23 protein-coding genes are annotated in these 22,977 nt (G+C 64.5%); 14 read left to right on the top strand and 9 right to left on the bottom strand.

Features of this window, described 5'->3' with window-relative positions:
• Positions 1–85: 85 nt before the first annotated feature.
• Positions 86–607, bottom strand: a complete 522-nt coding sequence (locus tag RJ527_18710) for a tetratricopeptide repeat protein (GenBank protein ID WND76039.1) — start codon at positions 605–607, stop codon at positions 86–88.
• A 289-nt stretch (positions 608–896) separates the two neighbouring features.
• On the opposite strand from RJ527_18710, the gene aspS reads away from it, so the two are divergent.
• Both aspS and RJ527_18700 read left to right on the top strand, forming a co-directional pair.
• Positions 897–2,705 carry an aspartate--tRNA ligase gene (gene aspS / locus RJ527_18705; GenBank protein WND76038.1) on the top strand — a complete coding sequence of 603 codons (1,809 nt, stop codon included), beginning with the start codon at positions 897–899 and terminating at the stop codon, positions 2,703–2,705.
• A 238-nt stretch (positions 2,706–2,943) separates the two neighbouring features.
• Complete coding sequence (locus RJ527_18700) at positions 2,944–3,870, top strand: SPOR domain-containing protein (protein WND76037.1); 927 nt, start codon at positions 2,944–2,946, stop codon at positions 3,868–3,870.
• Between the two features lie 91 nt (positions 3,871–3,961).
• On the opposite strand, the gene RJ527_18695 is transcribed toward RJ527_18700, so the two are convergent.
• Entirely contained in the window at positions 3,962–4,498 is a 537-nt protein-coding gene (locus RJ527_18695; protein WND76036.1) for a hypothetical protein, read from the bottom strand.
• A gap of 461 nt (positions 4,499–4,959) precedes the next feature.
• On the opposite strand from RJ527_18695, the gene RJ527_18690 reads away from it, so the two are divergent.
• Positions 4,960–5,838, top strand: a complete 879-nt coding sequence (locus RJ527_18690; GenBank protein ID WND76035.1) for a DUF1849 family protein — start codon at positions 4,960–4,962, stop codon at positions 5,836–5,838.
• On the opposite strand, the gene RJ527_18685 is transcribed toward RJ527_18690, so the two are convergent.
• Positions 5,822–6,736 (bottom strand): ROK family protein, encoded by a 915-nt coding sequence (locus RJ527_18685; GenBank protein ID WND76034.1) that lies wholly within the window; start codon positions 6,734–6,736, stop codon positions 5,822–5,824. The two genes, RJ527_18690 and RJ527_18685, sit on opposite strands and share 17 nt — an antisense overlap.
• A 129-nt stretch (positions 6,737–6,865) precedes the next feature.
• On the opposite strand from RJ527_18685, the gene RJ527_18680 reads away from it, so the two are divergent.
• The gene (locus RJ527_18680) at positions 6,866–7,333 is read left to right on the top strand and encodes a hypothetical protein (protein WND76033.1); all 468 of its coding nucleotides are present in this window, start codon (positions 6,866–6,868) and stop codon (positions 7,331–7,333) included.
• Positions 7,334–7,410: 77 nt separating this feature from the next.
• A complete protein-coding gene (locus RJ527_18675) occupies positions 7,411–8,163 on the top strand; it encodes a hypothetical protein (protein WND76032.1) in 753 nt (250 codons plus the stop codon).
• 7 nt (positions 8,164–8,170) lie between these two features.
• On the opposite strand, the gene RJ527_18670 is transcribed toward RJ527_18675, so the two are convergent.
• Positions 8,171–8,755, bottom strand: coding sequence for a TetR/AcrR family transcriptional regulator (locus RJ527_18670; GenBank protein ID WND76031.1), 585 nt, complete (start codon positions 8,753–8,755; stop codon positions 8,171–8,173).
• A 232-nt stretch (positions 8,756–8,987) separates the two neighbouring features.
• Here RJ527_18670 and RJ527_18665 point away from each other — a divergent pair, with 232 nt between their 5' ends.
• The 5 genes from RJ527_18665 to RJ527_18645 all read left to right on the top strand — a co-directional run bounded on the left by RJ527_18665 (position 8,988) and on the right by RJ527_18645 (position 12,328).
• On the top strand, positions 8,988–9,542 hold the full coding sequence (locus RJ527_18665) for a carboxymuconolactone decarboxylase family protein (protein ID WND76030.1): 555 nt from the start codon (positions 8,988–8,990) through the stop codon (positions 9,540–9,542).
• 80 nt (positions 9,543–9,622) lie between these two features.
• Positions 9,623–10,228 (top strand): cytochrome P460 family protein, encoded by a 606-nt coding sequence (locus RJ527_18660; GenBank protein WND76029.1) that lies wholly within the window; start codon positions 9,623–9,625, stop codon positions 10,226–10,228.
• A 186-nt stretch (positions 10,229–10,414) separates the two neighbouring features.
• Positions 10,415–10,645 (top strand): hypothetical protein, encoded by a 231-nt coding sequence (locus tag RJ527_18655; protein ID WND76028.1) that lies wholly within the window; start codon positions 10,415–10,417, stop codon positions 10,643–10,645.
• A 106-nt stretch (positions 10,646–10,751) separates the two neighbouring features.
• Positions 10,752–11,195 carry a hypothetical protein gene (locus tag RJ527_18650; protein ID WND76027.1) on the top strand — a complete coding sequence of 148 codons (444 nt, stop codon included), beginning with the start codon at positions 10,752–10,754 and terminating at the stop codon, positions 11,193–11,195.
• Positions 11,196–11,281: 86 nt separating this feature from the next.
• Positions 11,282–12,328, top strand: coding sequence for an MBL fold metallo-hydrolase (locus tag RJ527_18645; GenBank protein ID WND76026.1), 1,047 nt, complete (start codon positions 11,282–11,284; stop codon positions 12,326–12,328).
• On the opposite strand, the gene RJ527_18640 is transcribed toward RJ527_18645, so the two are convergent.
• The gene (locus tag RJ527_18640; protein WND76025.1) at positions 12,310–12,909 is read right to left on the bottom strand and encodes a DJ-1/PfpI family protein; all 600 of its coding nucleotides are present in this window, start codon (positions 12,907–12,909) and stop codon (positions 12,310–12,312) included. The genes RJ527_18645 and RJ527_18640 overlap by 19 nt on opposite strands.
• A gap of 38 nt (positions 12,910–12,947) precedes the next feature.
• Positions 12,948–13,952 (bottom strand): GlxA family transcriptional regulator, encoded by a 1,005-nt coding sequence (locus RJ527_18635; GenBank protein WND76024.1) that lies wholly within the window; start codon positions 13,950–13,952, stop codon positions 12,948–12,950.
• A 191-nt stretch (positions 13,953–14,143) separates the two neighbouring features.
• On the opposite strand from RJ527_18635, the gene RJ527_18630 reads away from it, so the two are divergent.
• Positions 14,144–15,022 carry a 3-keto-5-aminohexanoate cleavage protein gene (locus RJ527_18630; GenBank protein ID WND76023.1) on the top strand — a complete coding sequence of 293 codons (879 nt, stop codon included), beginning with the start codon at positions 14,144–14,146 and terminating at the stop codon, positions 15,020–15,022.
• A gap of 89 nt (positions 15,023–15,111) precedes the next feature.
• Here RJ527_18630 and RJ527_18625 read toward each other — a convergent pair whose 3' ends face one another.
• The 3 genes from RJ527_18625 to RJ527_18615 form a co-directional block, all read right to left on the bottom strand.
• On the bottom strand, positions 15,112–15,438 hold the full coding sequence (locus RJ527_18625; GenBank protein ID WND76022.1) for a metalloregulator ArsR/SmtB family transcription factor: 327 nt from the start codon (positions 15,436–15,438) through the stop codon (positions 15,112–15,114).
• Between the two features lie 206 nt (positions 15,439–15,644).
• Positions 15,645–18,848, bottom strand: a complete 3,204-nt coding sequence (locus tag RJ527_18620; protein WND76021.1) for an efflux RND transporter permease subunit — start codon at positions 18,846–18,848, stop codon at positions 15,645–15,647.
• A 19-nt stretch (positions 18,849–18,867) separates the two neighbouring features.
• Positions 18,868–20,040 (bottom strand): efflux RND transporter periplasmic adaptor subunit, encoded by a 1,173-nt coding sequence (locus RJ527_18615; protein ID WND76020.1) that lies wholly within the window; start codon positions 20,038–20,040, stop codon positions 18,868–18,870.
• 248 nt (positions 20,041–20,288) lie between these two features.
• On the opposite strand from RJ527_18615, the gene RJ527_18610 reads away from it, so the two are divergent.
• The 3 genes from RJ527_18610 (at position 20,289) to RJ527_18600 (ending at position 22,964) form a co-directional block, all read left to right on the top strand.
• Entirely contained in the window at positions 20,289–21,620 is a 1,332-nt protein-coding gene (locus RJ527_18610) for a c-type cytochrome (GenBank protein WND76019.1), read from the top strand.
• A 46-nt stretch (positions 21,621–21,666) separates the two neighbouring features.
• A complete protein-coding gene (locus RJ527_18605; GenBank protein WND76018.1) occupies positions 21,667–22,596 on the top strand; it encodes a histone deacetylase family protein in 930 nt (309 codons plus the stop codon).
• Between the two features lie 89 nt (positions 22,597–22,685).
• Entirely contained in the window at positions 22,686–22,964 is a 279-nt protein-coding gene (locus RJ527_18600) for an exodeoxyribonuclease VII small subunit (GenBank protein WND76017.1), read from the top strand.
• Positions 22,965–22,977 lie beyond the last annotated feature (13 nt).

Genomic DNA, 22,977 nt, shown 5'->3' with positions numbered 1-22,977 from the left:
GCGCAGGCGGAACATCAGGGGCGCGGCCGCACGCGCCCCTGATATCGATTGCCGGAGCTTTACAAGGGCTTGAGGGCGGCGGTGCCTACCAGCGCCGTTCCGCCGTCTCGCTCATGCCGTCGATGAAGCCCTTGAGCATGGCCACTTCGGTGCAGCCCTGGGGGCACAGGCCTTCGAGCCGGGCCAGGAGTTCCCGGGCCGTGTCCTTCTGGCCCATTTCCACATACAGCTCGCCCATGTATTCAAGCGCGCCCTTGTGGTTGGGATTGATGGCCAGCGCCCGTTCGTAATGGTCGAAGGCGACGTCGTAATGGCCGAGCTTGCGCGACGCATAGCCCCGCAGGTTCCAGCCGTCGGCGTCATCGGGATGCTGGGCCGTATAGGGCACCAGGGCTGCCAGGGCCGGTTCGAACTGGCTCTTGTTCAACAGCTCCTGAATATCGCGCAGCGCCTTGCCTTCCTTCTTGTCCTTATCCTTGTCGTCGGTCGTGGTCGTCGGGCTGTCGCTGCTGGCGGCCTGTGTCTGCTGGGCGGTGACGATCGGGGAAAGGGCAACCAGGGCGCCGAGCGCCAGGACGGGAAGGGCGGTACGCCAAGTGGGGATCATTGTCGGGTCTCCTAACAAACCATGTCAGGCCGTCGCTGGCCGTGTTCGCGGGTGCAGTATAGCAGCTTTTTCTGAAAATCATTCGTTCCGCTTGAGGGGGGGCACCGACCTGGGGCGGTGGCCGGTCGGCAAATTCCCTCTGGATTTTCGCCGTTCGACCGCCTAGAAACCCGGGACGTTTGGGCCGCCGGTTCCGGACGTCGGCGGCGTCGTCAGACGAACATTCAGGGCGCGCGATTGCCCCGCCGGGACAATCCCATCGCGCGCGCGAACCACGAGAAGTAATCCAATGCACCCTTACCGCACTCATACCTGTGGCCAACTGCGCGAAGACAACGTCGGCGAAACCGTGCGCCTGTCGGGCTGGGTCCACCGCAAGCGCGACCACGGCAACCTGCTGTTCGTCGACCTGCGCGACCATTACGGCCTGACGCAATGCGTCATCGACGTGTCCGGCAGCCTGTTCCCGGCGGTCGAGGGCGTGCGCCCGGAAAGCGTGGTGACGATCACCGGCCCCGTGGTCAAGCGGTCGGAAGAAACCATCAACCCGTCGATCCCGACGGGCGCGATCGAAGTGCGCATCGACGAATTCCATGTCGAAAGCGCGGCCGAGATGCTGCCGTTGCAGGTGTTCGGCGATGCCGACCTGGGCGAGGAGACGCGCCTGCGCTACCGCTTCCTGGACCTGCGCCGCGAACAGCCGCACGCCAACATCATCCTGCGCTCCAATGTCATTTCCTCGATCCGCCGCCGCATGGTCGACCAGGGGTTCCTGGAAATTCAGACGCCGATCCTGACCGCGTCCTCGCCCGAGGGTGCCCGCGACTATCTGGTGCCGGCGCGCAACCATCCGGGCCATTTCTACGCCCTGCCGCAGGCGCCGCAGCAGTTCAAGCAACTGTTGATGGTGTCGGGCTTCGACAAGTACTTCCAGATCGCGCCCTGCTTCCGCGACGAGGACGCGCGGGCCGACCGGTCGCCGGGCGAGTTCTATCAGCTCGACCTGGAAATGGCCTATGTCACCCAGGACGACGTGTTCGCGGCGCTGGAACCCGTTCTGTCCGGCGTGTTCAAGGAATTCGCCAACGGCCGCAAGGTGACCGAGGGGGCGTTCCCGCGCATTCCCTACAAGGACTCGATGCTGAAGTACGGCAACGACAAGCCGGACCTGCGCAACCCCATCGAAATGTCCAACGTCACGGATACCTTCGCCGGTTCCGGCTTCAAGGTGTTCGCCGGCATGATCGAAAAGAACGACAAGGTCCGCGTCCACGCCATTCCGGCGCCGGGCGGCGGCAGCCGCGCGTTCTGCGACCGCATGAATTCCTGGGCGCAAAGCCAGGGCCAGCCGGGCCTGGGCTATATCTTCTTCCGTGACGGCGAGGGGGCGGGGCCGGTCGCCAAGAACATTGGCGACGACCGCACGGCGGCGCTCAAGGCGTCGCTGGGGCTGAACGACGGCGACGCCGTGTTCTTCGTGGCCGGCGTCCCGGGCGAGTTCGCGTCCTTTGCCTCGGCCGCGCGCACCAAGATCGGCCAGGACCTGGACCTGATCGCCAAGGACCGCTTCGATTTCTGCTGGATCGTCGACTATCCGATGTTCGAACTGAACGAGGACACGGGCCGCATCGACTTTTCGCACAACCCGTTCTCCATGCCCCAGGGTGGGCTTGAGGCGCTGGAAACCCAGGACCCCCTGGATATCCTGGCCTATCAGTACGACATCGTGTGCAACGGGGTCGAACTGTCCTCGGGCGCGATCCGGAACCACAAGCCCGACATCATGGTCAAGGCGTTCGAGATCGCGGGCTACTCCAAGGAAACCGTGGAAACGGAATTCGGCGGCATGTACCGGGCCTTCCAGTTCGGCGCGCCGCCGCACGGCGGCTCAGCCCCCGGCATCGACCGCATCGTCATGATGCTGGCCGACGAGCCCAACATCCGCGAGGTCATCGCCTTCCCGATGAACCAGCAGGCGCAGGATCTGCTCATGGGGGCACCCTCTTTGGTGCCGGATGAGCGGCTCAAGGAACTGCATCTCAAACTCGCCCTGCCGAAGAAAGCAGGCCCCCAGACCGGCGGTGAATCGCAGGGGTAGTAATTCTCCTGCCGTCAACCACCCAGGATTCTGTAAATAATAAAAAGAGGTTAGCCGGCTAGAAAAAGCTGGCCCCCGATTCGCGCCTTCAGGTATAACGAATCGGTAGAAGACCTAATAAATAATAGTCGTTTCGGTTGGCCGCGGCGGCCGGGGAGCGAAACGGCGACTGGGTGAACCATTTTTTACGGGGTGAATTTGCCGGTGCGGCTGCCGGTGGCCCTACTGGGGGTTTAAGATGCGGAAGTCCGTAATCGTCGTCGGTGCATGCGCGCTATTGGGCGGATGCGCCCTGCCGGTTCCCATCCAGGTCGCGTCCTGGGCCATCGACATCCTCTCCGTCGTCACAACGGAAAAATCCATTACGGATCACGGCCTGTCGGCGCTGACCAGCAAGGACTGCGCGCTTTATCGCGCCGTGACCGAAGATGACAACGTCGTCTGCCGCGACATCGACGACCGCAAGGACGTCATGACCGCCGACGCGGGCAAGGACGCCACAGCATTGGCGGACAAGGACATCCCGCCGCTGGCCCCGGGCTTCGATACCATCGAGGCCCAGGTCGCCAAGGCGGATACGGTCCCTGTCCTGGATCAGGCCGCGGCGATGTCCTCCGACACCGCTGTTCAACCCGCGCCCGGGAACGAACAGCCGGTGGCCGTCAACATCGATCTGGCGGCATTGCAGCCGATGACGGAAAAGACCGATCGCCCGTTCGTCCGCTTCACGCGGCCTAACGTTGATGTCGTTCAGGTCCCGGCCACGGCCTTGCAGACTGCCGCGGCCCTGCCGTCGGCCGCCGTGGAAAACGGCAAGCCCAAGGAAGGGTTCTATTACGTGATCGGCAGCTTCCGCGGCAGCGAGCGGGCGAAGCGCCATATGCAGGCCTTCAGATCCCTCGTGCCGGCGGTTCTGCACGGCAAGATCGGCCGCGATGGACGGGACGTATATCGCGTCGTCGTCGGGCCCTTCGATGCGCAGGAACGGACCGGCGCGTTCCGCCGTATCAAGCGGGCGGGGATTGCCGATACCTGGGCGATCCGCGTGTCACCGAAGGATTGGTCGGTCGCCGCCAAGTTGCGCCCGACCGAGCAGGCCGACGCCAGCGCCGTGCTCAGCGCGCGGGATTGGCCCGGCTTGGTGCACTTCACCGTTCAGCATTAAGCGCCGTTTCCACGGATTTTGAAAATATCGGCAGGACCCCACCGGCCCGCCGCCGTGCGGCCGTGCCTGGGGCATTCAAGCGATGCGTTGTTCAGGCCGCCATCGGCCGGCCGGAACCGTCGGGCGGGCCGTCCAGGGTCAGCAGCAGGCTGACGATGTGTTCGGTCTTGCGCACGAGACGGGTGTTCTGCGGATTGTAGCGGCGTTCGAAATTCAGCCGGTCTTCCCATTGCGTGACATAGTCCCGGGGGCGGTCGGGGCCGGCGGGCTCGCCGGTCAAGGCGCCCACGGTGTCGTTGTAGTCGGGGTGCAGTTCGGGCTGGAACGCCAGCAGTTCATAGTCTTCATAAGTCAGCACCCCGGCGGCGTAGAGGTCCAGGCTGACCTCGGCCATCTGGCGGGGGGTGAGGTCGCGCAGGGACAGGCCGTTTGTCAGGACGCTGAATAGAGTCGGTTCGGGGGCCTCATCCCGCGCCGGTCCTTCGCTTTCGCAGGCGTCGGGCGGCGAAATCGGAGTCAGGGGAACAAGCTCGCGTGACGGACTGCCCAGGCCCGAAAACGGGGACGTGGGGGACGTCGGTGTTGAAAACAGGTCTACATACGAAACCGGCTGATGTTCTGCTCCCATGAGCAAGGCTCCTTCTTCGTCCGAACGCGATCCGTTCGAGAAACAGAAGGGGTCGAGACCCGGACATGCCAAAGGCACTGGTCTCCCGTGGACAGTATGGAAATGCGCCTTAGGTGCCGGTTCGGCCGCGGGCCGAAGCACTCCTCATCGCATTTCGTCCTGGCACGGGCTTCGGGGTCTGTTCTATCGCCGTCATGAGTGCCTCCAAATCGTCGGCATGTGGGCTTGGCCACATCCATTTACTCGCTGAAATCCAACGCAAAAGTCGGGCCAGCCGGCAGATGGCGGTTTTTCATATGCTTAACGGAAAATGACCAGGCACAAACCTGTCCGGCCCGGCAACTTCTGCCCGCCAAGTCGGCAGGAATTGCCGAGTGAAGCGATCGCCGCGGCCATGGACAGGGCGTGTCGCGGAGCCTAGTCTCAGCAGTGCGGAATTGCTCTTGGGAAGAAACACCGCCATGCCGATCCAACGGCCTACCCGTCGCCGGAACCTGCCGGCGTTCCGCCGCGCGGCGTTTGCCGCCGGGGCGTCGATGCTGCTGTTTGTGGGCCTGAGCGCGACTGTCGTGCAGGGCGCCAGGGCGGCGGGGGCGGCGGAGCCGAAACTGACCAGCCATCGGGCGGCTTACGAGATTACCCTCAACCAAAGCCGCGAAGGCGTCGGCCCCACGGCGGCGCGCGGCCTCATGGTTTATGAATTCACCGACGCCTGCGAGCGCTGGGTCGCCGAAAGCCGCATCGTGCTTGACGTGATCTACGGCGAGGAAACGCCGGTGCGCACGGATTGGAGCTTCACCAGCTGGGAATCGAAAGACGGCCGCGACTACGGTTTCAGCATGACACACAAGCGTAACGAGCGGCTGGAGGAAGACCTTAAGGGAACGGCGCGGCTCGACCCCGGCAAGGGCGGCGAGGCGGCCTTCGCCGGCAATGTCGCCAAGCAGATTCCCCTGCCCAAGGGTACGCTGTTTCCCACGGCCCACCTGCTCGCCAGCCTGAAGGCGGCGCTGGCCGGCAAGAAGGTCTTTTCCCGCCCCATGTTCGACGGCGGCAGCCTGGACAACCCCTATGACACCAACGTCTACATCGTCAGCCCGAAGGACCGCAGCGACAAGACGCGGGCGCTTTTGAAAAAGGCCGGGTTCGCCACGGAGGTGCCCGTGTGGCGCCACCAGTCGGCGTTCTTTTCCATGAAATCGGGCGAAAGCACGCCGGTGTTCGAGCTTGAGGTTGATTACCGCGCCGACGGCGTCGCCGAACGGATCATCCAGTCCTTCGGCGATTTCGCCATCCGCATGATGCCGGTCAAGATCGAACGGGTCAAAGGCGGCTGCTGATCTCCGCCGGCCACAACCAGGCAGCACCACGCACGCCCGAGGCGTCGCCGTGACGGGGCGGAACCAGGCGCGTCGTGACGGTGTCGGAAAACACCCATTGCCCCCATAGACGCGGCACGTTCACGTACAGCCGCTCCAGGTTCGACAGCCCGCCGCCGAGCACGATGACGTCCGGGTCCAGAATGTTGACGACGGTGGCAAGGGCGCGGGCCAGACGGTCCTCGTAGCGCGCCAGGCTGGCCTCGGCGCCGTGGTCTCCGGCGGCGGCCTGGGCGGCGATGGCCGGTGGCGTCAAGTCCGCGCCGGTGGCGGCCAGATGGTCACGGGCCAGGGCGGGGCCTGACAGAAAGGTCTCAATGCAGCCTTCCAGGCCGCAGTAGCAGCGCGGTCCCGGACGTTCGTCGTCCCGTGGCCAGGGCAAGGGGATGTGCCCCCATTCACCGGCGATGGCGTTCCGGCCCGTGACGGGGCGGCCGTTGATGGCGATGCCGCCGCCCACGCCGGTGCCCAGGATCACGCCGAACACCACATCCGCTCCTTCGGCGGCGCCGTCGGCGGCTTCGGACACGGCGAAACAGTTGGCGTCGTTGGCCAAGCGCACGGGACGACCCAGGGCGTCTTCCAAATCCCGGCCGAAGGGATGGCCGATCAGCCAAGTCGAATTGGCGTTCTTGATCAGGCCGGTGGCCGGGGACGGGGTGCCGGGGATGCCGACGCCGACATGGGTGACCGGGCCCATCGCCGCTTCCAGGTCGTCAACCAGGCCGCGAACGGCGGCGACGGTGGCGCGGTAGTCGCCTTGCGGTGCGGGAATGCGGCGGCGCGCGGCGACCGTTCCGGCATGGTTCAGCACCAAGCCCTCGATCTTGGTGCCGCCCAGGTCAATCCCGGCGCGCATGACCGGAGAAAAAATTAATATTCATGGTGTGACCGCCGTCATGTGCAAAACGAAACGAGGTTAATACTTTTTTACCATTCGGTCCTTAGAACTAGGCGGAACGATTGCCAAGTGACAAGGATCCGAGAGATGACCATCATCGCCGAACACACGACCGAGAAAAGGGACGTATATCCGGTGTTTCGCGGGCTGACGGAATTGGGTGTTTCCAACACCGACCTGGCCGAGGCGCTTGAGACTTCGCCGATGGCCGTGGCGGCTTGGCGCAGCGGCGAAGCCCGCATGCCGGCCCGTCTGATCGCGTTTCTGACACTGATCCTCGACTCGTTGGTCGAACGCAAGGGCAGCGAGGCCGCCGTCACCGCCTCGATGTTCCCAGGGCTGCCGGCGGCCGGCCAGATCCGCACCGTGCGGGCGCGCGACAACCTTCAACAGCAGCAGGCCTTCAATTGCGGTTTCGACCGTGCGCATATGGAATCGGGCCTGCGCTTGTTCCTGAACTGGCGAAATCGTAAGGTGTTCACGGATACGCGGTTCGTGGGCGTGGAACGCGGCCGGGCCGCGGATATCGGGCATTTGGGCGTGGCGGCCACCTGACGCCGATCATGCGGTCGGGGGGGGGCGCAGGCGAAAGGGGGCCCGCACAGGGCGCCATGGGGTAAGACGAGGGAATAATGAGCGACAAACTGTTCGGATTGACGGAAGAAGGCGTCAAGACCGCGCTGGACATCAAGACCCGCTATAAAAAGCGGGAACCGCTGGTCGTTCCGTCCGACGGCGACAAGTTCCTGGCGCCTGAGAATTTTCTGAATTCGACCATCGATCTGGGCGGTCTCGAAGACCCCCTGCCGTTGGCTTTGGTGTCGGCCCGCGACCCGGAAGCCCCCATGGCCTTGGCCGCGGTGGCGCGCCTGTCGCCGCTTGGCCGCAAGACGCGTTTGATTTCGGGCATGTTCGAGATCGTCGGCGACATCACCAAGCACGAAGCGGTCAAGAACGCGATTTCGTTGGTCACGGAAAGCGCGTTCGACCCCAACGCCATTGCGAAGCTGCGGCGGGAAACCTCGCGCTTCATCGTGCGCACGCGGGCCGAATACACCACCGCCTTGCGCCAGAACCTGCACAACCTGATGGACGGCAGCGTGTCGCCCCGTTACTTCGTGCAGGAATTCTTCCAGCTGACCGAAGCCGGCAACATGCGCAACGACATCCGCAAGAAGCTGGTCATCAGCCTGCTGATGTCGGAAACCGTGCGGCCCAGCGTCAAATTCCTGATGCTGGAAAACTTCCATGAAATGCCGGCGCCGGTGCAGACGGCGATCATTCAGGCCCTGCTGCGCGCCGACTCGTCGCGCCACGTCGACCTGATGAAGGAAGAACTGCGCTGGATCGTCGCCCAGGGCGTCGAATACAGCCGCGCGCACTGACGGGCCGTCAGCCCCCGGCTGATCCTTTCATCGCCTTATCGATCAACGCCACGGCTGCCGTTTTGGCGATTTCCGCCGCGCGCGCGCGGTTCTGCGACACTTGGGCGGTGACGGTGGCACCCTCCAGCACCATGGCCAGTTCCTCGGCCAGGCCGGCCGGGTCGGGCGCTCCCATGCCCCGGCACTGTTGCTCGATATAATCGCGGATCATGGATTTGAACGCCTTGCACTGGTGCCGCACGGGGGTGTCCGGGTCGGAAAATTCGCCGACCGCGTTGATGAACATGCAGCCGTAGAACGAATTGTCCTCGAACCAGTCGCGGGCGACGTCGAACACGGCCAGCAGGCGGTCCCTCGGGGCCGTGGCGCGGCCTTCGACCGACCGCATGAAATTGTTGCGGAACAGACCGTCGTATTTGCGAAGCGCGGCCAGGATCAATTCGTCCTTGGACCGGAAGTGGCGGTACAGCGTTTTCTTCGACACGCCTGATACAGCCAGGATCCGGTCGATGCCCGTCGCGTGAAAACCGTATTTGGCGAACAGGTCGATGGCCGTGTCGATCAGCTGTTCGCGTCTTTGAGAGTCGCTCATCATTGCACCATGAGGATACTAATTTGTCTCCAATTTACACATAAACTGAGGTGGAGACAAACCCTTACAAAAACCAGCTTCCAGAGAAGATTTCAGAAAACATTGTGTTCACAAAGGTGTGAGCGGTGGGATTTTTGTTTTGCGAAGGGAGACAGATCTGTTGCCTAATGCGTCATCAGGGAGACAGATCGGTCTCCTCTCTTTGGCCAAGAACGCAAAAGGAGTTACGCACATGCCCAGAATTCAACCCGTGAATCACACCGAAGCCACCGGCGACGCCAGGGTCCTGTTGGACGGCGTCAAGGCCTCCATCGGCGTGGTGCCGAACATCTTCGCCACCTTCGCCCAGTCGCCGAAGGTTCTCGAAGGCTATCTCGGCCTCAACAAGGCGCTTGGCGGCGGTCTTCTCAACGCCCGCCTGCGCGAGCAGATCGCCCTGGCCATCGCCGGCGCCAACGCCTGTGACTATTGCGCCTCGGCACACACGGCCATCGGCAAGATGACCGGGGTCGCCCAGGACGAATTGGCCCGCAATCTGGCCGGCCGGTCCGAGGATGCACAGGTGCAGGCGGCCCTGACCTTCGTGCGCAAGGCCGTGGAGACCCGCGGGCAGGTCGCCGACGCCGATGTTCAGGCCCTGCGCGACGCGGGCTTCGGCGACGGCGAAATCGTCGAGATCGTGGCCCATGTCGGGGTCAACCTGCTGACCAACTACTTCAATCACATCGTTGGAACGGACATCGACTTTCCCGTGGTCCGCGCCACCGCCGACGCGGCGGCGGCGTAATCCGGCACGGGGGCGGCACCGCCACCGCCGCCCCCGTCGTCGGCTTCCGAAGTTCAACTCTTGATGTGGAATTCACACATATGACACCGACCGAACACGATGGGCGCTGCGCCCTGCGCCTGATCCTGGTGGCCGCGGCCTCGGCGATGGTTCTGATCCTGGCCATTGCCGTCGACACGGCCTTCGCGCAATCCAACCGTTCCGATTTCGCCGACGGCGCCGTCGCGGCCGATGGCAGTCTCCGCGTTCCCGAAGGCTTTCGCGAACGCTATGTCATGCTCGGCGCCTGGGCCGTCGCCGGTGACGTGGACACGGGCGGAAAACTCGGCCTGCATGTCGTTTATGCCCCTGGCGACGCCGTCACCGCCTTTCGGAAAACCGGACAGTTCCCCGACGGCACCGTCTTGGTGAAGGAATTGTTCAACGGGAAAACCGAGGACCTGACCACCGGCAAGGCGACCAGCGCCGCCGATGTCGCCGGATACTTCGTCATGGTCAAGGACAGGGAAGGGCGGTTTTCCGGCAATCCCCTGTGGGGCGACGGCTGGGGATGGTCGTTCTTCGCCGCCGGCGAGACACAAAAGACCCGAACCAAGGACTACGTAACCGATTGCCTGGGCTGCCATGAGCCGGCCCGCGCCACCGACCTGATCTACGACTACGCCTATCCGGTTCTCCGGAAATGATGGAACGAGATGCCGGGGCGGCGGGATGCCGCCCCGGTATCCTTGTATTCTCATACATACCTATTCACCCTGAATCCTATACTTTCGGTCAATAGTGTTCGATCGCCTTGTCTGCGATAAAGAACGCGGACAACAACGTCCTCCTTCAAAAACATCCGCTTAAGGAAGATGAGGAGAATCAGATCGATGAGACCGCAATTGCTGGTTTACGTATCGCGCAACGACCCGGAATGTTTCGTCGTCACGCCAACCCATTTGGCGCATCAGGCGCATGTCGACTTCTACTGGAGCGCTTCCGACGATCAGCTTTCCCTTGTGCCCCGGGAACGGGCGCGGGAAGTGCTTGAACGGCTCGGTTGTCAGGATGCCGAGGTCTCGGCGATCGATGAATCCGGCCCGTTCTGCCATGCCGCCTAGAGCGCGGCCCAGCCCCAGCCGTCAGCCCCGAACCCGCCGCAAGACACCGACAAAGCCCCGCCTTCTCAAGGGGTTTCTGCTTGCCGCCGGCGCTGCCGGAATACTCATGTTCAGCTTCGTGACCGTGGGCATGGCGCTTGAGGTCGGCCCCGGCGGCCTGTTGCGTCGGTTCGCCCCGCCCGAGCCACGCACCATTGTCACGGCTCCCATCGCCGTGGATCTGGGCGGATACAGCATCCGCCCCGGCAAGCGGGACCGCTACGTCTGGGTCACCGTCGCCATGAAGGTTCCGGGTCCGCGGCAGGAAGCCGAAATCTGCCGCATGATGCCGCGTTTGCGTGCCGTGATCGTTCAGGAACTGGGCGACAAGATGCGTGAAACGCCCGATGACACGGGCGCGGCGGCGCCGGCCCTGATCGATTTCGCCCGCAGGCGGATCACCCAGGCGCTTGATACCGATGTCGGCGGGGAATTCGGCCTGCTTGTCCTGACCGATTGGCGCGGCGCGCCGTTTCCGAGTTGCCCGCGCGAAACGGAAGACGAGCTTTAAGGCGCGGCTGTTGTCTTGTCCAGGCGCCGGGTAGCGTGGTAGCAGTCGTTTCCCCGCTCAAACGATCATCCGGAGCCCATCCTTCCGTGTCTTTCCAACCCGATTACGCCTTCGACGGTGAGCCGCCCCTCGGCGAGACCTGGGAGGTCGCGCCCGGCGTGCGCTGGCTGCGCATGCCCCTGCCGTTCAAGCTCGATCACATCAATCTGTGGATGCTTGAGGACGGCGACGGCTGGACCCTCGTCGATACCGGCATCAACACCGAGGAAACCCGGGACGCCTGGGACCGCGTGTTCGAGAACACCCTGGGCGGCAAGCCGGTCAAGCGTGTCATCGTTACCCATTTCCATCCCGACCATGTCGGTCTGGCCGGTTGGCTGACGGCGCGCTTCAAGGTGCCGCTGTGGATGCCCTATACGGAATGGGCCACGGGGCGCATGCTCAGTTTCGAGACGGGGCAGACGGCGGGGCCCGTGTCCCATGCGTTCTACAAGGCCGCCGGTTTCACCGGCGACCGACTGGACCAGGTCGAACACCGGGTCGGGCGCTACGGCGGCAATATCTCGCCCATTCCGGCGGCCATCCGGCGCATCGCGCACGGCGACGAATTCGCCGTCGGGGCCCATTCCTGGCGTGTGATCGAAGGCAACGGCCATTCACCGGAACATGCCTGCCTGTACTGCGCGGACCTGGGCGTGCTGATTTCCGGCGACCAGATCCTGCCCAAGATCAGCCCCAACGTGTCCGTCTGGCCGCAGGAACCGGAGGCCGACCCCCTGGCGCGGTTCCTGGACAGCCTGAAGCGGTTCAAGGACCTGCCGGCCGATACCTTGGTCCTGCCGTCCCACAACTGGCCGTTCCGGGGGCTGCTGGCGCGCCTGGACGACCTGGCCGCTCATCACGTGGAACGCCTGGACGCCGCCCAGGCCGCCTGTGCGGCCCGTGACGGCGTTGGTGGCGCGACGGCGGTCGATGTTCTGGAACACCTGTTCAAGCGCGAAATGGACACCCACCAGATGTTCTTCGCCATCGGCGAAAGTCTGTCCCATCTGCACCACCTGATGACGCTGGGACGGGTGCGCCGCGTCACCGACGCAGCCGGGGTCCACCGTTATCAGGCGGCCGCCGTATAGGGCGGGGCGGGGAAGTACTCGATCCCTTTCTGGACGAAGCGGGCGAACTCCGGGCTCTTCAACTGGCCCAGCAGCCACAAGGACATGTCCATGCCGGCGGAAATGCCCGCCGAGGTTACGACGTTGCCGTCGCGCACGAAGCGCACATCGTCCAGCACCTCGACATTGCCGCCGCCGCGCAACAGATCGACCGCCGCCCAATAGGTCGTCGCCCGCTTGCCTTGCAGCTGGCCCGCCCGATGCAGCAGCAGGGCGCCCGTGCACACGCTGGTCACCCAGGTGCAGTCCGGCGCAACCTTCTTCAGCCAGTCGATTTCCGGCCCGCCGTTGGCGAAGATCGCCCGCGTGCCCTGGCCGCCGGGGACCAGAACGATGTCCAGCTTGGGGTGATCGTCCAGGGTGTAATCGGTGACGATGCGAAGGCCCTTGGCGCAGGTGATCTCGCGGCTGCCCGAGCCGATGGTGCACACGGCGAGGCCGGAATCTTCCTGTTTGGCGGCCCAGGAGAACACCTCCCAGGGGCCGATGGCGTCGAGTTCTTCCATGTCGTTGAAGGCGAGAATGCCGATTTGGGTGGTCATGACGGTGTCTCCGATCAGTTTCGGGTTTCGGGAAGGGGTTAGGCAGAGGTAAGGGAGGAAAACCGCATCCGATAGTCCTGGGGGCTGACTCCCAGATTGCGGTGAAAGGCGCGGCGCATGCGTTCCTCGTCACCGAAGCCGCATTGCTGGGCGATCCGCTTGATGGGCAGGTCGCTGTCTTCCAGCAGGCTGCGGGCCGCTTCGATGCGGGCCTCCTGAACAAATCCGGCGGGCGTGCGGCCCGTGGTCTTTTTGAAGTGACGGTTGAAGGTGCGCAGGCTCATGGCCGCCTGTTCGGCCATGTCTTCGACGCTGATGTCGTCAGCGAGCCGGTCCAGCAGCCAGATCTGGACGTCGCGGATGTTTCCCCGCGGCGCCATTTGCGCCGACAGCTGGCGCGAAAATTGGGCCTGGGAGCCGGGGCGCTTCATGAACATGACCATTTCCCGCGCCACGTCGAGGGCCAGGGCTTTGCCGTGGTCTTCCTCCAGAAGGGCGAGGGCGAGGTCCATGCCCGCGGTCACGCCGGCCGAGGTATAGATGTTGCCGTCCTTGATGAAGATCGGGTCGGGTTCGACCCGGACCCTGGGAAACGTGTCCGCCAGATTGCGGCAATGGGCCCAATGGGTCACCGCACGGCGGCCGTCGAGCAGCCCGGCGGCGGCCAGGACATAGGCCCCGGTGCAGACGGACACCACGCGGCGCGCGGACTGCGTCAAACGTTGGATGCTGGCGATGGCGCCGCTGTCTTCGATGAACCGCAGGGACCCCTTGCCGCCGGCGCAGATCAGCGTGTCGATCGGGGTGGTCGCGTCATTGAGGGCGCTGTCGGCGAACAGGGATACGCCGGTCGAACTGCGCACGGGGCCTGAGTGGCCGGCGATCATGCGAATGTCGTAAAGAGGGCCGCGCCCGCCGTTGGCCAGATGGATTTCGTTGGCGGACCCGAACACGGCGGCGGGTCCGGTCGCGTCGATGATCTGACAGCGGTCGAAAATGACGATGCCGATCCGCCTGGGCGCGGCCGGTCGGTGCGCGGGCAAGTCCGCCTGTGATGTCGTGTCGGGGGCCATGGCCGTAGTGTGCGGCGGCTTGGTGTTTGGCGCAATGACAACGACCCCACTTTTTCTGCCATTCGTTCTGGGCAGGTACTTGCCGGCATGTTGGCGTCTTTCCGCACGGGCGCCGCTGTGCGTATGATGACGGCACAATAAACCAGGAGGAAATGGCCACCATGAGCCAGAAGACAATTATTACCTGCGCCGTCACCGGGTCGGCGCCGACCACGCAGAAAACCAAGGCGACACCCGTGACGCCGGAACAGATTGCGCAGTCGTCGCTTGACGCCGCGAAGGCGGGGGCGGCGGTCTGCCACATCCATGTCCGTGAACCCGACGGCACGCCGAGCATGAAGTTCGAGTACTACGAGGAAGTGGTGAAGCGTATCCGCGACGCCGGCTCGAACATGATCATCAACCTGACCACCGGGCCCGGTGCGCGCTATATGCCGAGCGACGAGGATCCGTTGATCCCCGGCCCGGGGACGGAATACGTCACCCCGGAAAAGCGCACCGCGCACGTGGAAAAGCTGAAACCGGAAGTCTGCTCGCTCGACGTCGCGACCATGAACTTCGGCGAACGCGCCTTCATGAACGTACCGCGCCATATGCGTGTGATGGCCGACCGCATCAAGGCGGCGGGCGTGAAGCCGGAACTGGAAGTGTTTGACACCGGGCACATCGAACTGTGCAAACAGCTGATCAAGGAAGGCCACATCGACCAGCCGCCTTATTTCCAGCTGTGTCTGGGCATTTCCTACGGCGCCACGGCGACCCCGGAAGCCATGATGCACATGCGCGACCGTCTGCCCGAAGGCGCGCCGTGGTCGGCCTTCGGCATCTCGCGTCAGCAGTTTCCCATGGTCGCCCAGGCGGTGCTTCTGGGCGGCAACGTGCGGGTCGGCCTGGAAGACAACATCTACCTGGGGCCGGGTGAGCTGGCACCGTCGAACGCCGCCTTGGTCGAACGCGCGGCGGCGATCATCGAAAACCTGGGATCGTCGGTCGCCACGCCGGACGAAGCGCGGGCCATTCTCGGCCTGGGCAATCGTTAACCAGAGCACCTATTGGGCGGCAAACCGCCGCCGACATGACATGACCGGCACGGGGGCGGCACTGCCGCCCCCCAAGCCGGGTTCATGCATCAAACGGCGATACGCGCCTTTTCGACGACGGCGGGCATTTCAAACAGCCCGGCCAGCGCCTTAAGGATCGTCATCGCCTCATCGCCACGCAGGGAATAAAAGATCGTCTGCGCGTCGCGGCGGGTCTTGACCACGCCGTCATGGCGCAGACGCGCCAGATGCTGCGACAGGGCGGACTGCGACAGTCCGACGATGGATTCCAGTTCACCCACGCATTTTTCGCCGCGGGCGAGGTGACACAGCACGAGGAGACGGTGAGGGTTGCTCATGGCCTTCAGAAGCGCGCTGGCCTGTTCATGGTTCTGTTCAACGGTATAAGTTGGCATGACGGTTGTTATTGTCCTTATTACGATGGTTGTTGTTGCTATTGACCGCGCCCGTTCACCCTCAGGTTTACGCGCGGTGGGGTGCTAGGGGCTTATATAAGCATTTTCTCGGGCGGATAAAACCGGACAAAAGGCCAGGGTATGCCCATACTTTCGGACAGACCGCGGTCTAGACGTTTCGATCTTTGTACGGATGTCCATCATGGTTATTCGGCTGCCTGGGGGTCTGCGGCGGAGGCGTCGGCGCCGTGGCCGGCAGAAGGTTTCCCCCGTTTTTCGCCGGCCCCAATCACAAGGGTCAAAAGAGGCGGAATAATGGCGAGCGTCAAGAGCGCCGACAACGACAAGCCGCCCAACACGACGGAACCCAGCCCGCGATAGAGCTCCGAGCCCGCCCCCGGGAACACCACCAGCGGCATCATCCCGAAGACACTGGTCAGGGTCGACATGAAAATCGGCCGGATTCGGTTGCTGGTCGCCTCGCGGATCGCCTCGGTCGGGGTCATGCCGTCCTCGCGGACGTGCACCAGGGTTTGGTGAACCAGCAGGATGGCGTTGTTGACGACGATGCCGATCAGGATCACGAAGCCCAGCAGGGTCAGCATGTCCAGCGGCTGGAACGTGAACATGTTGAGCAGCGACAGCCCGACCACGCCGCCCGCCGTGGCCAGCGGCACCGACAGCATGATGATCAGCGGATAAAGGAAACTTTCGAACAGCACCGCCATGACCAGATAGACGATGATCACGGCGATCCCCAGGTCCAGTTTCATGGCCTGCCAAGTCTGGTTCAGCTTGTCCGCCGTGCCGGTGATGCGCAGCGACATGCCGGGCGGCAGGCCCTCGGCGTACATGGGGTCGATGATCTTGGTCTTGATGATGTCGAGCGCCTGTTCCAGGGGCACGTCGTCGCGCGGCAGGATCGACAGGGTCACCGCGCGCTGACGTTCGAAGTGGTTGATCTGGGTCGGGCCCGTGGTCATTTCAATGTCGGACAGGGATGCCGCCGGGATAATCAACCCAGCCGAGGTCACGACCGGCAGGTTGCTGATGCCCTGGGTTTCGGTGACCTGGTCCAAGGGGCCCTTGATCATCAGATCGACCAGCTTGTTGCCGACGGTGATCTCGGCGATGCGCAGGCCGTCGTTGAAGGCGTCGATGGTGTCCGACAGTTGGCGCGCGGTCACGCCGTTGTCGGCGAGCTTCACGCGGTTGGGGCGGATACGCAATTCGGGGGCGCCCAGGACCAGTTCCGGCTGTGGGCGGACCTGGTTGCCCTGTGCGCGGGGAAACTCCTTGTTGACGCGGTTGAAGGTCTTGAGCGCCACCTCCATCAACGGTTCCAGATCCGGGCCCAGGATGTTCAGGTCGATGGCGCGGGTCCCCGTGACGCCGCGTCCGAACAAGGAACGCTGGGTGATCTGGCCGAGCGTGCCCGGCTCCTTGAACGCGGCCTCGCTGAGGATCGGGATCAGGTCCTTGACCCGCGTCGGGTCATGGGCGGCGGCGCCCAGGATGGTGCGGCCGCGGAACGTGACGAAGAAAAAGCGGTTCAGCTTGGGCCGGCCCTGGGCGTCGGGTTCCGGTCCCGAGACCTCGGCCAGCAGCGGGAACACCTCTTTCTCGTAGCCGCGCGCGATCTGCTCCATGGTGTCCAGGTTGTAGCCCGGCGGCGGCACGATGAACCCGATGATGAGGTTGCGGTTGCCGGACGGCAGGTATTCAAGCTTGGGCAGCAACAACCAGGTGACGCCGGTGCACACGCCGCACAGAACGGTGACCATGACGACGGAGCGCAGACGCGATGCGGTGACCCATTTGGTCAGGCCCATCAGCCCCTTCATGAACAGGGCCGCGAAATCGTCGATCACCGGAATGTGGCGGCGGACGATGCTGTCCTCGCCGGGCGACCCGAGAATGCGGTTGGCCAGCGCCGGGATCAGGGTGACGGCGACCAGCAGGGAAATCAGCACGGAAACCGACAGCGCCACGGCGATGTCGCGGAACAACTGGCCCGCCTCCAGGTCCATGACCAGCACGGGGATGAACACCATCACCGTGGTCAGAGCCGACACCAGGACCGCGACCCAGACCTGTTTGGCGCCGCGGTAGGCGGCCTCGGCCCGCGAGCGGCCCAGTTCGCGGTGACGGAAGATGTTTTCCAGCACCACGATCGCCGCGTCGACGACCATGCCGACGGCGAAGGCGATCCCGGCCAGGGAGATCACGTTCAGCGACCGGCCCATGGCCGCCATGGCGACGAAGGCGCCGATCACCGATACGGGGATCGCCATCGAGACGATCAGCGTCGCCCCGCCCGACCGCAGGAACAACAGCAGCATGACGGCGGCGAGCGCGCCGCCGACCAGGATGTTCTGCTGCACCAGGTCGATGGACGAATTGATGTAGATGGTTTCATCGTAGACTTGGCGCAGTTCGAGCGCCTGAGACGGCAGGGCGTATTCGTTCAGTTCCTTCACCGCCTCGCGGATGCCGCGCATGACCTCGATCACGTTGGCGCCGCCTTCGCGCACGGCGTTGAAGGCCATGGCCGGCTGACCGTTGAAGCGGATGCGTTCGGTCGGCTTGGAGGTATCCCAGGCGATGGTCGCGATATCACCCACGGTGACGCGGGCGAAGCGCCCTGTGGCGGTGTCGCGGTCAGAGCGCAGGATCACGCCGGACACGTCCTCCAGGCGCTGGAACTCGCCCTCGGTGCGCACCACGTAGCGGCGCTTACCTTCGTCCACGTCGCCCGCCGACACCGACGAGTTGGCGGCGCGCAGCTTGTCGACCACGTCCGTCACGGTCAGGCCGTAGCGCGCCATGCGGTCCGGTTCGACGAAGATCGTCATTTCCTTGCGCGCGGCGCCGTACAGGTTGACCCGCGCCACGCCGGCCACGCGTTCGATGCGGTCCTGGATCACCTCTTCGGCGAAATCCCCGAACCGATGGATTTCCTCGTTGTTGCCGGGCTTGCGGATGATGACGAACCAGGCGATGGGGTTGTCCTCGGCGCTGGCGGTCTGGATCGACGGTTCGTCCGCTTCCTCGGGATAGCCGTTGACCCGGTCAAGCCGGTTGGAGGCCAGCAGCAGGGCCTTGTCCATGTTGGTGCCGATGGCGAATTCCAGGTTGATGCGCCCGCGTCCGTCCTGGGATTCCGAGCGGATTTCCTCCAGCCCCTCGATGCCCTTCAGCACCTCTTCCTGTTCGACGATGATTTCACGCTCGACCTCGGCCGGGGCGGCGCCGGGCCACACGGTCTCGACGCTGATGACCGGCTTGCGGATGTCCGGCGTCAACTGGATCGGGATCGAATAAAGCGCCACGATACCGAACAGGATCAACATCAGCACCGCCGCCATGACGGCGATGGGGCGTTGGATGGATAACCGGATCAGGTCCATGGATCGGCGTCTCCGGGCCTCAGGTCTTCGGCTTGTCGGGGGATGCGGCGTCGGCGGCAGGGGCTGCCTTGCCGGATTCCGGCGGCGGGGTGAACGAGATGTCCTGTCCGGGGCGCAGGCGTTCGTTGCCGCGCACGACAACCAGATCACCGGCGGCCAGGCCGCCCTCGACGATCAGGCGGTTGCCCACGGCCTCGCCCAGGCGCACCGGGCGGACCAGGGCCTTGCCGTCCTGATGCAGAAACACGACGGTCCTGCCCAGACGGTTAAGGATCGCGTCCTTGTGCACGGTGACCACCGATGCCGCGCGCGAGATCGGCACGCTCAGCGTCACGCTCTGGTTCGCGGCGATGCCGGCTCCGTCTGCGGCGTCGCCAAGCTGAAAGCGCACGGTGCGGGTGCGGGTTTGCGGGTTTTCGTCGGGCACGACGGCGCGCACGGTGGCCTGAATTGTCGTCGCGGCGGATAGGGTGGCGGTGACATTGGCCCCCGGCACCAGGCCGCCCACGTTGCGCGCCGGCACGTCTGCTTCGATCTCCAGGTCCGTGTCGTTGATCAGGGTGATCAGGGGATCGCCCAGATTGACGAAGGCGCCCGCTTCCGTATGGCGGCGCGACACGACACCGCCGTAGGGGGCGACAACGTCGGCGTAGGTCAGGGCGATTTCGGCCAGTTTCAGGCTGGCCTTGGCGCTGGCCAGTTGGCCGTCGGCGACGGCGATTTCGGCCTTGGCGACGGCGACTTCCTGAAGCTTGTCGTCAAGCCGGGCCTGCGAGAACGCAGCCGATTTACGCAGGCCTTCCAGACGCGACAGTTCCTGCCGGCGCAATTTCAGGGTTTCCTTGGCGGTTTCCAGGGCCGCCTGAAAGCGGTTCATCTCGGCCGCCTTCAGTTCCCGTTCCCACTTCAGGCTGTCCTTGACCAGCACGGCCAGGACGTCGCCCTTGGCGACGCGGTCGCCGACGTCGACCTTGAATTCGGCGACGGGGCCGCTGATCCGCGCCGCGACGGGGCCGGCCTGGCGGGCGACGAAGCGGCCGATTACCGGCACGTTCTGATGCGAGGCTTCGGCAAGAACGCGGTCGACGACGACGGGCACGGCCTGCGGCGCCTGCGCCTGGGCGGCCGTCAGAGACATCAAGGCGGCGGCGATTGTCGATAGGGCGGAGACGATGGGCCGGGCTGCGGACATCAAGGGGCGTTCCTCTGGTTCGGGCCCGAATTCAGGCCCGGGCCTGCGGCGGGCGTCAGTTTAGGCAGGGGGCTCGCGCCCCGCAATCAGTATTGCAAGCATATTTGCACGTAAATTCCATCAAGGCGGCCTATTTGCGCATGGCGAAAAGGCGGTTGGCAAGGGGCTGGGCTTCTTCCAATATATTTGCCATGCCAATGCTGACCGCCCCGCGCGCCGACCTTCCCATCCATGGGCCGACTGTCCGATTGCCCCGCGTTTCCCGGCTTTTGGCGGGCTGCTTCGCGGTGCTGTTGGCCGCGGCGATACCCGGCGGTGCGCGCGCCGACCTGATCGGCCACGGCGGCATGGTGCGGGCGGTCGACGTCTCGCCGGACGGCCATTGGGTCGTCACGGCCAGTTTCGATTTCACGGCGCGGCTGTGGGATTTCGGAACGCAGGCGGAAGTCGCGGTTCTCGACGCCCACGAAGGGCCGGTGACCGGCGCCGTGTTCGCGCCCGACGGCAAGCATGTCGTGACCACCAGCGACGACAAGACGGCGATCATCTGGGACGTGCCTTCGGGCAAACTGGTCCGGCGTCTGACCGGGCACGGCCACAAGGTCATGGCGGCGGCCGTGTCGCCCGACGGCAAGCAGGTCGCCACCGGGTCATGGGACAAGACCCTGCGTATCTGGAACATGGCGACGGGCGAGGCGGTCCGCGAGATTACCTATTCCGCGCCGGTCAACGATGTCGCCTTCGTCAACGGCGGCGCCTGGATCGCCGCCGGCGGGCACGACGGAAAGGTCGGAATCTGGTCGGTCGCCGACGGCCGCCTGCAAGGGATTCTTGAAGGCCATCACCAGGGCATCACGAAAATGAACGCCTTGCCCGGGGGCAAGCGCCTGTTGACGGCCAGCATCGACCGCACGCTGCGTCTGTGGGACGTCAAGACGGGCGAGGCGGTTTCCGTGCTTACCCATAGCGAGGATCGCACCGGCCAGGTTTACGCCGCCGCCGTGTCCCCGGATGGGCGGCGCGCCTTGTCGGCGGGCCGGGACGGGCGTCTGGTGGAGTGGGATCTGGCGACGGGGGCTATCCTGAAGACGGTTCCTGCCCACGACAAAATCATCTGGGCCGCCCGCTTCACGCCGGACGGCCGCTTTGCGCTGACCGCCAGCGCCGACGAAACCACCGCCGTATGGCATCTGGAAACGGGGGATCGCATCGGTCTTCGGGCCGATGATAAGGCCGGCAAGCAACCCTGGTTGTCGAGCGATCATCCCGGGGCCCGGCTGTTCACCAAATGCGCCAACTGCCACGCCCTGAACGCCGAAGCGGCGATGCGGTCGGGCCCGCATTTCGAAGGGTTGTGGGGCCGCCCGGTCGGCGCGGTCGAGGGGTATAACTATTCCGGCGCGCTTAGAAACAAGTCCTTTACTTGGAACGAAAAAACCCTATTTGATCTGTTCTACCAGGGGCCTGATAAATTTTTGCCGGGCACCAAGATGCCGGTGCAAAAGGTGCCGGACAAGGAACAGCTTGCCAATCTCGTGGACTATCTCCGGGTTCTGACGACAGGCGGGGCGAAACAGTGACGCGCACCCGTGCCGAGGAAAAGGCCGGGAGAAAGGAACGACGCCGATGACGACGCACCTCTATTTCCATCAGGCCTGTGTGGAGCATGACCCGGGGCGCGGTCATCCGGAATGCCCGGAGCGCCTGCGCGCGGTCATGCAGGCGCTGGAGACGGAACCCTTCGCCGATCTGCTGCGCCTGGAGGCGCCGATGATCGACCTCGGCGTGGTCGAGAACACCCACGGCCATGACTACGTGGAAACGGTGATGGACAATGTGCCGACGGAAGGGCGCGTCTATCTGGACCCGGACACCAGCATGTCGCCGAAATCGGCGGAGGCCGCGCTGCGCGCCGCCGGCGGCGCCTGTTCCGCGGTCGACGCCGTCCTCAGCGGCGAGGCGCGCAACGCCTTTTGCGCCGTGCGCCCGCCGGGCCATCACGCGGAATCGTCGCAGGCCATGGGATTCTGCCTGTTCAACACGGTCGCCATCGCCGCCCGCCATGCCCGCAAGACCGAAGGCATCGAGAAGGTCGCCGTGGTCGATTTCGACGTGCACCACGGCAACGGCACGCAGCACTCGTTCCAGAACGATCCCAACCTGTTCTATGCGTCGTCCCATCAATGGCCCGCCTATCCGGGCACGGGAATGGTGCAGGACACGGGCGTGGCGGACAACATCTGCAATCTGCCGCTTAATCCGGGTGATGGCACGGATGCCTTTCGCCGAGGTTACCGCGACCGCATCCTGCCGGCCCTGCGCAATTTCAACCCCGACCTTTTGATCATTTCCGCCGGATTCGACGCCCATGCGCGCGATCCCCTGGCGTCGCTGATGCTGACGACCGAGGATTTCGTCTGGGTCACGGTCGAGCTTTTGCGCGTCGCCCGCGACTGCTGCGACAATCGGGTGGTGTCTTGTCTTGAAGGCGGGTATGACCTGAACGCCCTTGCGGAAAGCAGTGCGGGGCATGTACGCGCCCTGATGACGCAATAAACCCTTGAATTCCGCCGCCGCCGGGGCTTCGCACTTGCGGTATGGGGGGCGGGGGCCTACACTCCCGCGCCTTGTCGATAAGGTATCCCATGGCCAAGCAGAAAACCTCAGACACCGACGCCCAGACGGAGATCCCGGCGGATGTCCGCGCGCTGAGCTTCGAGGACGCGATGAGCGAACTTGAAGACATCGTGCGCGGGCTGGAGCAGGGGGCCGGGTCTTTGGACCAGGCCATCGATTCCTATTCCCGGGGCGTCGCACTGAAGACCCATTGCGAAGCCAAGCTTAAGGAAGCGCAACTGCGCGTCGACAAGATCGTCGTCGGCAGCGGCGGCACCCTGACCACCGAACCCGCCGACCAAGAATAGTTCCGGAAAGCCA

The organism is Thalassospiraceae bacterium LMO-SO8, assembly GCA_031655335.1.
Taxonomy (GTDB): Bacteria; Pseudomonadota; Alphaproteobacteria; order Rhodospirillales; family Casp-alpha2; genus UBA1479.
Note: the sequence above shows the minus strand (reverse complement) of the source record. Positions and strands in the feature narration are given on the sequence as shown.

What these genes read in the sequence shown, in the direction of transcription:
- RJ527_18710 (WND76039.1), bottom strand. Translation starts at nt 607, where the DNA reads ATGATCCCCACTTGGCGTACCGCCCTTCCCGTCCTGGCGCTCGGCGCC.
- aspS (WND76038.1), top strand. Translation starts at nt 897, where the DNA reads ATGCACCCTTACCGCACTCATACCTGTGGCCAACTGCGCGAAGACAAC.
- RJ527_18700 (WND76037.1), top strand. Translation starts at nt 2,944, where the DNA reads ATGCGGAAGTCCGTAATCGTCGTCGGTGCATGCGCGCTATTGGGCGGA.
- RJ527_18695 (WND76036.1), bottom strand. Translation starts at nt 4,498, where the DNA reads ATGGGAGCAGAACATCAGCCGGTTTCGTATGTAGACCTGTTTTCAACA.
- RJ527_18690 (WND76035.1), top strand. Translation starts at nt 4,960, where the DNA reads ATGCCGATCCAACGGCCTACCCGTCGCCGGAACCTGCCGGCGTTCCGC.
- RJ527_18685 (WND76034.1), bottom strand. Translation starts at nt 6,736, where the DNA reads ATGCGCGCCGGGATTGACCTGGGCGGCACCAAGATCGAGGGCTTGGTG.
- RJ527_18680 (WND76033.1), top strand. Translation starts at nt 6,866, where the DNA reads ATGACCATCATCGCCGAACACACGACCGAGAAAAGGGACGTATATCCG.
- RJ527_18675 (WND76032.1), top strand. Translation starts at nt 7,411, where the DNA reads ATGAGCGACAAACTGTTCGGATTGACGGAAGAAGGCGTCAAGACCGCG.
- RJ527_18670 (WND76031.1), bottom strand. Translation starts at nt 8,755, where the DNA reads ATGAGCGACTCTCAAAGACGCGAACAGCTGATCGACACGGCCATCGAC.
- RJ527_18665 (WND76030.1), top strand. Translation starts at nt 8,988, where the DNA reads ATGCCCAGAATTCAACCCGTGAATCACACCGAAGCCACCGGCGACGCC.
- RJ527_18660 (WND76029.1), top strand. Translation starts at nt 9,623, where the DNA reads ATGACACCGACCGAACACGATGGGCGCTGCGCCCTGCGCCTGATCCTG.
- RJ527_18655 (WND76028.1), top strand. Translation starts at nt 10,415, where the DNA reads ATGAGACCGCAATTGCTGGTTTACGTATCGCGCAACGACCCGGAATGT.
- RJ527_18650 (WND76027.1), top strand. Translation starts at nt 10,752, where the DNA reads ATGTTCAGCTTCGTGACCGTGGGCATGGCGCTTGAGGTCGGCCCCGGC.
- RJ527_18640 (WND76025.1), bottom strand. Translation starts at nt 12,909, where the DNA reads ATGACCACCCAAATCGGCATTCTCGCCTTCAACGACATGGAAGAACTC.
- RJ527_18630 (WND76023.1), top strand. Translation starts at nt 14,144, where the DNA reads ATGAGCCAGAAGACAATTATTACCTGCGCCGTCACCGGGTCGGCGCCG.
- RJ527_18625 (WND76022.1), bottom strand. Translation starts at nt 15,438, where the DNA reads ATGCCAACTTATACCGTTGAACAGAACCATGAACAGGCCAGCGCGCTT.
- RJ527_18620 (WND76021.1), bottom strand. Translation starts at nt 18,848, where the DNA reads ATGGACCTGATCCGGTTATCCATCCAACGCCCCATCGCCGTCATGGCG.
- RJ527_18615 (WND76020.1), bottom strand. Translation starts at nt 20,040, where the DNA reads ATGTCCGCAGCCCGGCCCATCGTCTCCGCCCTATCGACAATCGCCGCC.
- RJ527_18605 (WND76018.1), top strand. Translation starts at nt 21,667, where the DNA reads ATGACGACGCACCTCTATTTCCATCAGGCCTGTGTGGAGCATGACCCG.
- RJ527_18600 (WND76017.1), top strand. Translation starts at nt 22,686, where the DNA reads ATGGCCAAGCAGAAAACCTCAGACACCGACGCCCAGACGGAGATCCCG.